Origin of the sequence: Streptomyces sp. NPDC001292 (assembly GCF_042896465.1) — a bacterium.
Lineage (GTDB): Bacteria > Actinomycetota > Actinomycetes > Streptomycetales > Streptomycetaceae > Streptomyces.
This window is the reverse complement of record NZ_JBIAXG010000054.1, coordinates 39,538-52,528: the sequence shown is the minus strand read 5'-3', so window position 1 is coordinate 52,528 and position 12,991 is coordinate 39,538. Positions and strand designations below refer to the sequence as shown.

General features: G+C 68.6%; 13 protein-coding genes and 1 pseudogene. 7 read left to right on the top strand and 7 right to left on the bottom strand.

The window, feature by feature from the left end; translation table 11 throughout:
• Positions 1-14: 14 nt before the first annotated feature.
• From ACFY4A_RS36540 to ACFY4A_RS36525, 4 genes and pseudogenes are all read right to left on the bottom strand, one after another.
• Positions 15-338 carry a hypothetical protein gene (locus tag ACFY4A_RS36540; RefSeq protein ID WP_390833622.1) on the bottom strand — a complete coding sequence of 108 codons (324 nt, stop codon included), beginning with the start codon at positions 336-338 and terminating at the stop codon, positions 15-17.
• 134 nt (positions 339-472) lie between these two features.
• Entirely contained in the window at positions 473-865 is a 393-nt protein-coding gene (locus ACFY4A_RS36535; RefSeq protein WP_390833621.1) for a hypothetical protein, read from the bottom strand.
• The gene (locus tag ACFY4A_RS36530) at positions 862-1,992 is read right to left on the bottom strand and encodes a PLP-dependent aminotransferase family protein (RefSeq protein ID WP_390833620.1); all 1,131 of its coding nucleotides are present in this window, start codon (positions 1,990-1,992) and stop codon (positions 862-864) included. Before ACFY4A_RS36530 ends, ACFY4A_RS36535 begins: the two co-directional genes overlap by 4 nt.
• Before the next feature lie 222 nt (positions 1,993-2,214).
• Positions 2,215-2,413: pseudogene (locus tag ACFY4A_RS36525) on the bottom strand (transposase); the annotation flags it as partial.
• A gap of 331 nt (positions 2,414-2,744) precedes the next feature.
• Here ACFY4A_RS36525 and ACFY4A_RS36520 point away from each other — a divergent pair.
• On the top strand, positions 2,745-3,851 hold the full coding sequence (locus ACFY4A_RS36520; RefSeq protein ID WP_390833619.1) for a PP2C family protein-serine/threonine phosphatase: 1,107 nt from the start codon (positions 2,745-2,747) through the stop codon (positions 3,849-3,851).
• Between the two features lie 140 nt (positions 3,852-3,991).
• Here the strand turns inward: ACFY4A_RS36520 and ACFY4A_RS36515 are convergent, their stop codons facing one another.
• Genes ACFY4A_RS36515 through ACFY4A_RS36505 form a run of 3 tightly spaced genes read right to left on the bottom strand, consistent with a single transcriptional unit; the run spans position 3,992 to position 6,337 of the window.
• Complete coding sequence (locus tag ACFY4A_RS36515) at positions 3,992-5,146, bottom strand: alanine racemase (protein ID WP_390833618.1); 1,155 nt, start codon at positions 5,144-5,146, stop codon at positions 3,992-3,994.
• Positions 5,147-5,165: 19 nt separating this feature from the next.
• Entirely contained in the window at positions 5,166-5,924 is a 759-nt protein-coding gene (locus ACFY4A_RS36510) for a GntR family transcriptional regulator (protein ID WP_390833617.1), read from the bottom strand.
• Positions 5,925-5,941: 17 nt separating this feature from the next.
• Positions 5,942-6,337 (bottom strand): hypothetical protein, encoded by a 396-nt coding sequence (locus tag ACFY4A_RS36505; RefSeq protein ID WP_390833616.1) that lies wholly within the window; start codon positions 6,335-6,337, stop codon positions 5,942-5,944.
• On the opposite strand from ACFY4A_RS36505, the gene ACFY4A_RS36500 reads away from it, so the two are divergent.
• The 6 genes from ACFY4A_RS36500 to ACFY4A_RS36475 all read left to right on the top strand — a co-directional run bounded on the left by ACFY4A_RS36500 (position 6,327) and on the right by ACFY4A_RS36475 (position 12,864).
• Complete coding sequence (locus ACFY4A_RS36500; RefSeq protein ID WP_390833615.1) at positions 6,327-7,292, top strand: ABC transporter substrate-binding protein; 966 nt, start codon at positions 6,327-6,329, stop codon at positions 7,290-7,292. The two genes, ACFY4A_RS36505 and ACFY4A_RS36500, sit on opposite strands and share 11 nt — an antisense overlap.
• The gene (locus tag ACFY4A_RS36495; protein WP_390833614.1) at positions 7,289-8,221 is read left to right on the top strand and encodes an ABC transporter permease; all 933 of its coding nucleotides are present in this window, start codon (positions 7,289-7,291) and stop codon (positions 8,219-8,221) included. The genes ACFY4A_RS36500 and ACFY4A_RS36495 overlap by 4 nt, the downstream gene beginning before the upstream one ends.
• Positions 8,209-9,036, top strand: a complete 828-nt coding sequence (locus ACFY4A_RS36490; RefSeq protein WP_390833613.1) for an ABC transporter permease subunit — start codon at positions 8,209-8,211, stop codon at positions 9,034-9,036. Before ACFY4A_RS36495 ends, ACFY4A_RS36490 begins: the two co-directional genes overlap by 13 nt.
• Positions 9,033-10,160, top strand: coding sequence for an ABC transporter ATP-binding protein (locus tag ACFY4A_RS36485; protein WP_390833612.1), 1,128 nt, complete (start codon positions 9,033-9,035; stop codon positions 10,158-10,160). Before ACFY4A_RS36490 ends, ACFY4A_RS36485 begins: the two co-directional genes overlap by 4 nt.
• Before the next feature lie 108 nt (positions 10,161-10,268).
• Positions 10,269-10,973, top strand: coding sequence for an HAD family hydrolase (locus ACFY4A_RS36480; protein WP_390833611.1), 705 nt, complete (start codon positions 10,269-10,271; stop codon positions 10,971-10,973).
• 4 nt (positions 10,974-10,977) lie between these two features.
• A complete protein-coding gene (locus tag ACFY4A_RS36475; protein WP_390833610.1) occupies positions 10,978-12,864 on the top strand; it encodes a phosphocholine-specific phospholipase C in 1,887 nt (628 codons plus the stop codon).
• Positions 12,865-12,991: the final 127 nt, after the last annotated feature.

The following is a 12,991-nucleotide window of genomic DNA, read 5'->3' as shown; positions in this document are numbered from 1 at the left end:
CAAGAACTGACGCATCACCCTCCGCCGTCAGCAGCCCGCGTCGCCGCTGACGGCGGGGCACATACCCCCGCAAGATCAATGCGGCGCTGCACTAGGACGTGGATGCAGACGCCGGCCAGATCGTGCTCTCGGGCGAAGTCGAGGACATCGTCGGGGCTGTAGGCGCCGTAGGTGAGGTTGGTGAGCAGTGCGTAAGCGTGACCGAAGAGCCGGACCCGGTCGATCCGGTCGATCAGCACCCGCGCGCGCTCGGTCGTCAGGTCCGGGATCTGTTCGATCTCGGCTGCGGCGAGGTTCGGACTCAGGAGCGCTCGGAACTGCGCATCGAGGTGGGGCATCGTTGTCTCCTTAGAAAGCGGGTTGCGAACGTGCGTCGCCGCCACACCTTCTTCCTAATCAACGCAATGGATGGTGCGTTAGAGCCATTGACAGCCCAGTTCTGTGGACCAATTCGGCAGGCCCACCTCTGGGGCTACGCCTCAACAGCTCCGCCGGGTTCGAGCTGTTCGAACGCCTCTGCCATCCGCGCTACGGCACGCGCCATGTGCTCGGCTGCGGTGCCGGCGAACCCGATCAGCAGTGCGGGCGGCAGCCGGCGCTGCACGCGATACTCCCCCAGGGGATACGTGAAGACGCCCTGCCGGGCGAGGCCACGTGCGCAGTCGATGTCGTTGACGGATGCCTCGAGCCACCCCATCACGTGGAGCCCGGCGGCGACCGGCCTCGCCGTCAGCCGGTGCGCAAGCTGCGCGTCGAGCTGTTCGAGCAGGGCGTCCTGGCGGGCGGCGTACAGTCGGCGCGTGCGCCGGAGGTGGGTGTGCAGGTGCCCTTCGGCGAGGAAGTCGGCGAGCGCCGCCTGCATCACGGTCGCGGGGGTGTACCGATCACCGAGCAGGCCGACGTGAACGGCTCGACGAGGTCGTGGGGCAGCACGGCGTAGCCCAGTCGCAGCGACGGCGCCAGCACTTTGCTGAATGTGCCGACGTAGATGACGTGTCGCGCTTGGTCGAGTCCGAACAGCGGGGGCAGCAGCTTGCCGTGATAGCGAAGCTCGCTGTCGCAGTCGTCCTCGACGATCCAACTCCCGTGCGCCTGCGCCCACGCGATCCACTCCCCGCGCCGCGCCGGACTCATGACCGTGCCCAGGGGATGCTGCCGGGACGGCGTGAGGTAGGCGAGGCGTGCCGATGGGTCGCCCCCTGCCGCCACCGCGCCCGCGTCGTCGACCGGCACGCCCTGGACGCGGCATCCCTGCGATTGGAACGCGAGCCTTCCGGAGATGTGGCCGGGGTCTTCGACGAGCACTGTGTCGGCGGGGTCTAGCAGAAGCACCGCGAGGACATTGAAGGCCTGTTGGGCACCGGAGGTCACCACGACCTGCTCGGCGCCGCAGCTGAGGCCCCGCACGTCGTTGAGGTAGTCGGCGATCGCCTGGCGCAGTGGCTCGTACCCGTACGGGTCGCCGTACCCGACGGCGGCTGCGTCGGTGCGCGTTGCGTGCCGCGCCAGCAGCCGCCGCCACACGCCGGCAGGGAACGCGGATGCCGCGACCTGGCTGGGGACGAACGACTCGGTGTCTTTCGGATCCCACGAGTGCGGCGCCTCGCTGAACAGGCTGGCACCGCGTGCCGACGTCGCCGCGCCGCGCTCGGACAGCTGCGGGCGCGCAACAGGCGCCGGTGCCATCGTGGCCGTCCACAGTGCGTCCACATACGTGCCGTCCCCCTGGCGTGCACGCAGGAACCCCTCGGCCGTGAGCTGCTCGAACGCGTTGACCACGGTCAGCCGCGAGACCCCGAGCTCGGCGACGAGCGTCCGCGTGGAGGGCAATCGGGTTTCCGGCGGCAGGGTGCCGTCGAGGATGAGTCCCCGCAGCTGCCGATACAGCTGCAGGTGCAGCGGCAGGGCGCTACCGCGGTCGAGCTCGACCGCGGCCAGCATCCGGCCCCCGGCACCTTTCATGATGCGCGGGCGCGCCGGTGGGTCTGACATGCGCTTATCTTAGCTAGCCTATGGCTAGGGCTGGGCCAGCGCTCTGGAAGAGCGCATCAGTCTTCTCTTGGTCCGCGGCCGGCGGGAGTGTGTCGAAGTACAGTTCCTGGGACACCGAGATGAGCCCTGGAGCATGTCGGCAGAACCGGCGGCGCAAGGGGCTGCCGAACTACCGGCTGGTACGTTACGCCGACGACTTCGTCGTGCTCGTGCACGGCATGTCAGAGCGGCGGTGAAGACCGGGGTGGGGGTCTGCCAACCCAAGGCTTTCCGGGGCCGGTTGAGTCGGTCTTCCACGGCCCGAGGGTCGCCGGGTGTGGAGGGACAGGTCGGTGCGCTTGGGGAAGTATTGCCGCAGCAGCCCGTTGGTGTTTTCGTTCGTCCCGCGCTGCCAGGGGCTGGCCGGGTGGGCGAGGAAGACACCCTCACGCAGGTAGGGCGCCAAGCATGGCGCAAATACGCGGCTATCTGCTCCGGGCTTCACTCCAGTTCCAGGTTCGCCTGGGCCTCGGCGCGCAGCTCGGCATCGCGCAGCGGTCAGCCGGTCCTCGGGCGCCGCAGGCGTTGGAGGGCCGCGCACCGCGGTGAGGTTGACCAGGCCGAGGACCGCCAGGACGATGAGGCCGGGCAACCAGGCGGCAGCCCAACTCCCTACGGTTGAGGAGTGTCCCGGGCCGGAGCGGCGGTAGGTTCGTGGTGCTGGGGCGTTGCGCCTGGCCGGTCTGACGCAATCGCTCACATACGCTGTTCATGTGAACAATTTGGGTCGATTCTGGCGTCGTGCGGGCAGCCTCCGGGAGAGACTGGCGTTCCTGGCACCCCTGGCGCTGACCGCCATCATCGCCGCCCTGTCCTTTGTGACTCCGAGCCATCTCTACTTCAGCCGCTTTCTCTCACTCACCCCCGTTCTCGCCGCCTCGGTGTGGCCGGTAGTCGGAACTGTGGCCATAGGGGTGCTCGCCGCGGCCATCGATGTAGCGATCGCAGTGGCCAGCGGCCATGTGGGCGATATCCCGCACACACATCCGTTCACCCTCGCGGTGATCGCCGGCGCCACCGCCGCGGCTGCCTACCTCAGCCATGAGCGCCAGCAACGGGAGCAAACCCTCGCCGACGTCCGAGCCGTCGCCGAAATGACCCAGAAAGTTCTGCTGCGCCCCATGCCGCACCGTCTCGGCCGGTTGGACATCGAAGCCCTGTACCTGGCCGCCGCGGCCCAGGCCCGGGTCGGCGGCGACTTCTACGAAGCACTGGAGACAGCCCACGGCCTCCGCCTGATCATCGGAGACGTACGCGGCAAGGGCCTCCCGGCGGTCGGCACGGCTTCAGCGATCGTCGGCTGCTTCCGGGAAGCCGCGTACGACGAGCCGGACCTGGCGCGGCTGGCACGCCGACTGGACGTGAGCATGAGCCGCTACACTGCGCTACTGCCCGGCGACCATACGGAGTACTTCGCCACGGCCCTGCTCGCCGAGATCCCCGATGACGGATCAACCGTGGAGATCGTCAACTGCGGGCACCCTCCCCCACTGCTCTTCCGCGCGGGAGCGGTCCGCGAGGTCACCCCCACGGCGCCCTCACCGCCCATCAACATGGGTGCACTGCTCGGGGAGGACTACCGCATCGACACCGTCCCCTTCGCCGCCGAGGACCAGCTGCTGCTCTACACCGACGGCGTCACCGAGACCCGCGACCACACCGGCGCATTCTTCCCGCTGGTGCAGCACGCGGTCCAGTGGGACGCGGACTCCCCGATCCGGCTGCTCGAACAGTTGCACATGGACCTGGTCCACTACAGCCGCGGCCGTCTCGACGACGACATCGCGGCCATCGCCGTCCGTGCGGCGAGCTTGACCTGATCGCGTCCCCGCCCACCGGGACCGGTGGCCGACGCGTCCAGGCCGCCTTCACCCCTGCGCTGGACGCGGGTTCATGTTGCTCGAGCCGGCGCGGTTGATGGTGTTGACCACGCCATGCCACCTGCCGGTCCCCGGCTCCGCTAACGGAACTGGGGGTGCCACACATCCTGGGTGTGGCCCTCGTCGTCGACCACGGTGATGTCGGGCCACCGGTCGAAGGCGGAGCACGGGTGGGAGATTCCGAGGTCGACCTCGTCGCCCACCTTGAGACCATGGGCGCCCATGAGGACCAGGTGGTGATCGTAGATGTGGTCCGCGGTGGCCTGCGCGGCCGGCTGCGGCGCTCCCTGTGCGTCGCGGGAGCCGATCAGGATCGGCAGCCCGGCGTCGTAGGGCAGTTCACGTTTCCCGGCGCCGACGACGATCCGTCCCGGTTCCGGCGCGGAGAGCACGACCGCCCGTACGGTCAGTGCTGCCCTCAGCCCCGGCAGTGGCGAGACATGCTCGTATGTGCCGTGGTCGTGGGTGACGTAGCAGCCCGCCCGCAGGACCGGCACCATCGGCACCGGCCCAGGCCGCTCGGCAAGTTCCGAAAAGGCGTGGACGACCCGGTCGGGGAAGGCGGAGCCGCCCATGCTCAATATGGGCTGCGCGGTTTGGAACAGCGGTGTCAGGCTGCGGAAAAGATCGACCGCCTTCCGGCAGTGGGCGTCGACCTCCGCAATCGTGGTGGCATCCCGGCGGTTGGGCCGGAAGCCCTCATAGCCCGCGACACCGGCCAGGAGGATTCCTTGGGATTCCTGGGCGGCCATGGCGAGTTCCTGCGCCGTGGCGGCCTCCCGTACGCCCGTCCGGCCTCCTTCCGCACCGACGTCGACAAGAACTCGCAGGGGACTGTGCACCCCCTCCATGGCCGACCGCGCGAGGCTCAGCCCTGCCATCGAGTCCACGAAGCAATAGAGCTCGAGTTCAGGTGTTTCCTCGAGCCATCGCCGCATGAGGGCGAGGTCGGGGCGGTGGATCACCTGGTTGGCGATGAGGATGCGCCGTGCTCCCCAGCCCAGTGCTGTGCCGCCCTGCCGCACGGTCGCGACCGTGACGCCCCACGCCCCGGCGGCCAACTGCCGCTCGACAACGGGGCGCGTCATGGTGGTTTTGATGTGTGGGCACAGCTCGACGCCCTGATCGCGACACCAGTCCGCCATGAGCCGGACATTGTGTTCCAGCGCGCGCAGGTTGAGCCGGAGTTCGGGCATCTCCCGCGCTCCGGTGAACAGCGTGTCGTCGTGGCTCATCGACCCTCCAGATCGGTAGTCAGCCACGGCGGCGCGAAAGCGAGGTCGTCGCCACCGAGTTGTGCACCGTGAATGTCACCGTGCCCGGCAGAAAGCGGTCCTCGGACCACGCCAATGGCGTGCCCGCCGGATCCGTCACGCGCCGCCGCTCCCGTATCAGCGGGCCGCCGGCCGCACAGCCGAGCAGGCGTGCGTCCTCCGCGTCAGCGTGGACGAGGTCAATGGTGTGTTCGGCGTCGGCGAACGCCACTCCGAGGTCCGCCAGTGGCTCGGTGTGCGAGATGGCATCGGGTTCGAGGCCGGCGATCATGGCGCCGACGTGCTCGGGGTAGATGGTGCGTTCGATCATGATCGGCACACGCGACAGCGTCCGCAGCCGTAGCACCCGGTATATGTGCGACCCGGGTTCGAGAGCGAGTTGTTCACACTCCGACGGGTCGGCGGGACGGCATTCGACATCGATCGTGCGGCCGCCCGGTTCCTCTCCGATCGATCGTGCCCAGCGGGTGAAACTCAGCAACTCGAAGAAGCTCTGTGTGCGTGCGGTGCCGAGTACGACGCGCCGCGTGCCACGTCGGGACGTGACCAGGCCGTTGGCGCGCAGTACGGCCAGCGCCTGGCGAACGGTGCCGCGGGACACGCCGTGCTGCTGGGCGAGTTCCTCCTCACTGGGCAGACGCCCGCCGGACCCGTAGGCCCCCGAGGCTATGGCCTCGCGCAAGTCGGCTGCCAACTGCCGATACCGGGCCCCGGCTGCGCGGCCGCCTGTGCCTGCCATGCCGCTCTCCTTCGCCATCAACCACCTCCCGCTGCTTCGGATGACCTTATCCGCTGGTCGCAGCTGTCTACCAGCCGGGTTCCAACCGCCCGGTCGACGTACGGCCTCTTCCCGTGAAGCTCGCCTCTTCGCGTGTTGGTGTTCACCTTCTGGACACCACCCTTCGCGGTAATGGCCCAAGTTGTACAGCCAACTTCACCCCACCTGGAGAACCTTGTGAAACTGCACGTTCGCACGGTGAGCCTCGCCTGCTCCGCGGTCATGGCAGTTGTTGGGCTCAGTGCCTGCAGCTCGTCCAGCAGCGCCGGGGTTGATGGCAGCGGCAAGGCCGCGACCGCGACCTCGGCAGAAGACTTCGGCGGCATGGACGCCCTTGTCGCAGCCGCGAAGAAGGAGGGCAAGTTGAACGCCATCGCCCTTCCTCGCGACTGGGCGAACTACGGCGAGATCATCGACACCTTCGAGAAGAAGTACGGGATCAAGGTCGAGGTCGAGAACCCCGACGGTTCCAGCCAGGACGAGATCAGCGCGGTCACCTCCCGCAAGGGCCAGGACCGGTCTCCGGACGTCATCGACGTGGGCAGCGCCTTCGCCATCAGCGCGGCCGAGCAGAACCTCCTGGCCCCGTACCAGGTCAGCGCGTTCGACCAGATCCCGAAGACGCAGAAAGACCCCCAGGCCCGCTGGTACAACGACTTTGGCGGCTACGTCTCCATCGGTTGTGACGCGGCCCGCGTCAAGAAATGTCCGAAGACCTTCGCCGAGCTGCTCGAACCCCAGTACAAGGGCCAGGTCGCGCTGACCGGAAACCCGACGAAGTCCGCCTCGGCCTTCGGCGCCGTGTACGCCTCGGCACTAGCCAACAAGGGCTCCTACGACAACGTCAAGCCCGGCCTGGACTACTTCGCCCGCCTGAAGAACTCCGGCAACTTCAACCCTGTCGAGTCGAGCCCTGCGACCATTCAGAAGGGCGAGACGCCGATCAGCATCACCTGGGACTACCTCAACGCCGGCTACGCGGACCAGCTCCGCAGCAAGGGCGTCAACTGGAAGGTCAGCATCCCGGTGGACGGCGTGTACGCCAATTACTACTCGCAGGCGATCGTGAAGTGGGCACCGCACCCGGCCGCGGCCCGCCTGTGGCAGGAGTTCCTGTACAGCCCCGAGGGTCAGAACCTGTGGCTCAAGGGCTACTCCCGCCCGGTGCTGATGCCCTCGATGAAGCAGGCTGGGACACTCGACACGGCCTCTGCCGCCAAACTCCCGCGAGTACCCAACAACGGTGTGGGCACCTTCCCGACCGAGGGCCAGATCAGCAAGGCCAAGCAGGACGTCGCCCAGGGCTGGGCCCAGGCGGTCGCCGGATGAGTGCCATCCATACGGCGGCCGACGGCGACAGCCGGACCCGTTTCACCGGCCGCAGTGCCGGCCTCGGGGCCGCCCAGCGGCGACGCCCTCCGCGCCTAACGGGTTGGCTCGGTGTCGTTCCGCTGCTCGTATTCGCTGTCGTGGTGTTCGGCCTGGCTTTCGGGACGATGCTGTTCGGCGCGTTCACCACGCCCGAGACCGCGCCGGGCGGGGTCCACCTCACCGGCGCGAACATAAGCGCCTCGCTGCACGGCGCCTACCTGACCGCGCTGATCGGCAGCGTCAAGCTCTCCGCCGTCTCCGCGTTGATCGCCACCGTCGTCGGCCTGCCGATCGCCCACGTGATCGTGACCTCGCGATTCCGCGCCCTGCGCAAGGCGGTGCTGGCAGCGTCGGGCGTGCTGGCGAACTTCGGCGGTGTGCCGCTCGCGTTCGCCTTCGTGGCGACGCTCGGCAACGCCGGCGTGCTGACGCGCCGCTTCCACCTGCTCAGCCAGGGCTGGAGCCTGTACGGCTTCTGGGGCCTGACCTTGGTCTACCTCTACTTCCTGATTCCGCTCATGGTGCTCACGCTCACCCCAGCTCTGGAGGGGCTGCGGCGGCAGTGGTACGAGGCCGCCCGCAACAACGGTGCGAACACCTTCCAGTACTGGACGCATGTCGCGCTGCCCATCCTCACGCCATCGCTCCTCGGCGGCTACGTATTGCTGTTCGGCAGTGCGTTCAGCGCTTATGCGACTGCCGCCGCAATGGTCGGCAGTTCGGTCCCGCTGGTCACCATGCAGATCGCCGACGCGCTGTCCGGCAACGTCCTGGTCGGCCAGGGCAATGTCGCCCTCGCGCTCGGAGTCGACATGGTGCTGGTGGCGGGCCTCGTCATGGCCGTTCAGCTGCCGCTGCAGCGGAGGAGCGCGCGATGGCTTGCCTGAGTAAACTCCGGTATGGGCGCGCCTTCATATTGCTGCTCACCGGTGCGTACTTCCTTGTTCCGCTCGCCTGCGCCGTCGCCTTCAGCATCGGCTCCGGCGCCCCGGGTCAGAACATCGACTTCGGGGCCTACACCGGCATCTTGGGCGCCAGCGGCTTCACCGACAGTCTGACGCTGACTCTGAAACTGGCCGCCGCCACGATCGTGCTCCTGCTGGGGCTGCTCGTGCCTGCCCTGGTCACCGTACGGCTGGCCGCACCGCGCCTGCGCACACTCGTCGAGATCGTGTGCATGCTGCCGTTGGTCGTACCTGCTGTTGCCCTTGTCGCCGGAATCAGCGCGGTGCTGCGCTGGGGACCGGACCACTTCGCCGGCACCCCGGTCTTCCAGGCCCTGGTAGCCATCCAGGATCAGAACTTCCCCTTCGTCCTGGTGCTCGCCTACACCCTGATGGCGCTGCCGCTGGCGTACCGCACACTCGACGCCGGGATCGCAGCCATCGACCTGCGGATGCTTGTCGAGGCCGCCCGGGCCTGCAGGGCGCCATGGCCGCGCACCCTCCTGCAGGTGGTGCTGCCCAACCTGCGCGGGGCGCTGCTCAACACGGCGTTCCTGACCCTGGCGCTGGTGCTCGGTGAGTACACCGTCGCCGCCATCCTCGGCTACCAGCCGTTCGCCGTGTGGATCCTCGCCATCAGCGGCTCGCAGGCGCAGATGTCGGTGGCCGTGTCGGTGATGGGCCTGCTCGTCACCTGGACGCTGCTGTTGATCGTCGCCACCGCCGGACGCGCTCGCCATCCCAAGGAGACCTCATGACCGACCTGGTAAGCGATCCCAAAACCATCAGCCCGACACGGACCGGTGCCACCGTCGAGTTCCGCGGGCTGCGCCGCACCTTCGGCGCCACGACCGCGCTGGACGGCCTGGACCTGACGGTCGAGCCGGGTGAACTCGTGGCGCTGCTCGGCCCATCCGGATGCGGCAAGACCACCGCACTGCGGACCCTCGCCGGATTCGAGCGGCCCGACTCGGGCGAGGTCCTCGTGGACGGCGAAGACATCACGGGCGTTCCCGCGCACCGACGCGACGCGGGCATGGTGTTCCAGTCCTACAGCCTCTTTCCGCATCTGACCGCCCTCGACAACATCGCCTTCGGGCTGCGGATGAGCGGCATCCGCAAAGCCGAGCGGCGGGCTCGCGCCGCCGAACTCCTCGAGCTGGTCGGACTGTCGCAGCACGCCGGCCGCTATCCGCATCAACTGTCCGGAGGCCAGCAGCAGCGGATCGCGCTGGCGCGGGCTCTGGCACTGCAGCCACGTGTGCTACTGCTCGACGAGCCGCTGTCGGCACTCGACGCACAGGTACGGCTGACGCTGCGCGAGGAGATCCGCCGCCTCCAGCAGAAGCTGGGCATCACAACCCTTTTCGTGACACACGACCAGGAGGAAGCCCTCTCCATGGCCGACCGGGTCGCAGTGATGCGTGCCGGGCGACTGGAGCAGTGCGCGCCTCCGGCGGAGCTGTACGAACGCCCCGCGACCGCGTTCGTTGCCGAGTTCGTGGGGGTGATGAGCCGGATCCCCGCCCGGACCGGGGCGGACGACGGGACCGTGCACGTGCTCGGCCGCAGGCTGCCGGTCAACGGGAGGCTGCTGGGCACCGAAGCCGTCGGTGGCACCGGTGAAGTGGACGTACTGGTACGGCCGGAGGCAGTCGAGGTCACGGCGGACAAGAACGGTACGTCGCGGATCATGGGCGCGGCGTTCCTGGGCGCGACCTCGCGGTTGACCGTACGGCTGGCCAACGGCGCCGAGGTGTCGGCCGACGTGCCCACACACGCCATGACCACGCTTCCGGTCGGTGCGGCGGTGACGCTGACGCTGCCGGAACGGCCCGTGCTGGTGGACCGCCGCCGCGCAAGCGACGGCGGGGGGAGCTGACGGCCGAGACCGATGCCCCACCAGAAGACGCCGTCAGTGGTCATCGACCGGGCTGACGACCCCCTTGTCGGACGCGGAACGCCTTCTGCTTCCGCTCTTGACCCTCTGATGGAGAAAAGCACCTTGGAGCACCGCATCACCGCGCCCGTCATTCCCGCTGCCGTCCTGTTCGACATGGATGGCACGCTCGTCGACACCGAGCGGCTGTGGAGGGCTGCGGTGGAACAGGTCGCCAACCGGATCGGGCGGCCACTGACCGACGCGGACACTCCTCATGTACTGGGTCGCCCAGCTGCCTACACTGCTGCTCACCTGCACCGCACTGGTGCTCCGGCGGCCTGCGACCCCGGCGCGCTCGCCACCGAGCTGGATGCCGAGTTCGCCGCCCGGGTCGCCCGCGATCTCGTCCCGCGTCCGGGCGTACTGCGCCTGCTGGACGAGTTGGCCACGGCCGGCGTGCCCGCAGCGATCGTCTCCGCCTCGCCGCGCCATGTCGTCGACCTCGTGCGAACGGCTCTGGGGGAGGACCGGTTCACGCTGACTTTCGCAGTCGAGGACACCGTCCGCACCAAGCCGGCGCCTGACCCGTACCTGGCCGCAGCCGCCGCTCTGGGCGTCGATCCGCACGCGTGCGTGGTCGTCGAGGACACGCCCACGGGTGTCGCCTCGGCCGAGGCTGCCGGGTGCGCGGTGCTCGCCGTGCCCTCCACCGTACCGATCCGGCCCGCGGCCAACCGGACAGTCCTCGACTCCCTGGAGCGGGCCGACCTGGCCCTGCTCGGCTCCCTCATCACGTCAGCGGAAAGGAAGTGACACCGTGGACGACATCCGCCACGTCGTGATCCTGATGCAGGAGAACCGCAGTTTCGACCACTACTTCGGCACGTTGAACGGCGTACGCGGCTTCGACGATCGCCAGGCCCTGACGTTCCCGAACGGCGACAGCGTGTTCCGTCAGCCCGCACTGTCCCGACCCGACGGCGGGTTCCTGCTGCCTTACCGGATGGACTCCACCGCATTCAACGCGCAGAACGCGGACGGCCTGCCGCACGACTGGGAGAGCGGTCACGAGGCCATCAACAACGGCGCGATGAACCGCTGGACGTCCGCCAAGGGCGACCAGAGCATGGGCTACCTCACCCGTGAGGACATCCCCTACCAGTACGCGCTGGCCGACGCATTCACGCTGTGCGACGGGTACTTCTGCTCAATGGCCGGACCCACCAGCCCCAACCGCCTCTACCTGTGGACCGGCACGGCCGGCCCGGGCCACGACGGCACGACTGGCCCGTGGATCGACAACACCCCGCTGCCCGAAAGCCCGGTCTGCGACTGGACCACCTACGCGGAGCGCCTGTCGGCCGCCGACGTCAGCTGGCGCGTCTATCACACCCCCGGCCTGGACGAGCGTGACGGCAACTATGAGGACAACGCCCTCGAGTACTTCGGCCAGTTCCACCACTTCGACAAGGACGACCCCCGCTACATCGACGCGATGACGAAGTGGGACCTGTCGGCCTTCGACGCGCACTGCAAGGACGGCACCCTGCCGACGGTGTCCTGGCTGGTCTCGCCGTACCTGTTCTGCGAGCATCCGACCGCCAGTCCCGCCTACGGCGCGCACTGGGTCAACACCGCCCTCCAGTCGGTGTTCGCGAACCCGGAGGTGTGGCGGCACACCGTGTTCCTCGTCATGTACGACGAGAACGACGGCTACTTTGACCACGTGGTGCCGCCGTTCCCGCCCATGGGAACCCCCGACGAGTTCGTGGACGGGCAGCCGATCGGGCTGGGCAACCGCGTGCCGCTGTGGGTGATATCGCCGTGGTCGCGGGGCGGCTGGGTCAACTCTCAGGTCTTCGACCACACCTCCGTCCTGCGCTTCCTCGAGCTCGTCACCGGCGTGCGGGAGCCCAACATCTCGGAGTGGCGCCGCGCCGTGTGCGGCGACCTCACGAGTTGCTTCGACTTCACCCGGCCCGACTTCTCGATCCCCGTACTGCCGGACACCCGCGCACTGGTGGAGCAGGCTGACGCCGCGATGGAACTGCCGCCGGTGCAGCTCCCGGCACCGGGCGCACAGATCGTGCCGACGCAGGAAACCGGCTGCGCACGCCCGCACCGGCCACTGCCGTACCGCCCCTGGGCCGACATCGAGGTGGACCGCGCCACCGGCAAGGTCACCTGCGTGCTCGCCAACGAGGGACCGGAGGCCTTCCATTTCACGGTGTTCCCGAATATCCACCGGCCGTTCGCGGGAACGCCGTTCACCGTCGCGCCGCACAGCACCGACACCTTTGTGTGGGACACGGTGAGTACCGCCGGACGCTATGACTTCACGGTCCACGGTGCCGACGGTTTCGTCTGCCGCTTCGCCGGGACGGTGGCGACAGTCGATCAGGACGACATCGCCGTCCCCCGGGTGACAGCGGTCCTACGGGGCAGCGAGCCGGAGACCTCGTCGGTCGAGTTGCTGCTGGCCAACGACGGCGGGACGGCCGTGTCCTTCACGGTCACTCCGAACGAATTCGGCGGCGCGGCGCGCACCCAGCTGGTCGGGCCGGGCGAGAAGGCCGTCCTGCCCTGGCTCACGGACGGTGGACGATATGACGTGACCGTCACGACCGACGACGGCACGGGCTTCGCCCAGCGGTATGCGGGGACCGTGCACGTGGTCGGAGCAGCGCCGTCCATGGCGCGCTGATCACGGCGGTTCGCAGCTCGCTCGTCGATGCCGGAACGGCGTACACGCCACCGCCGTCGAACTCCACGGCTGACCAAGCCCAGACGCTCGGCTGGACACCCCGGCCGAGCGGCGGGGCTGAGCCACT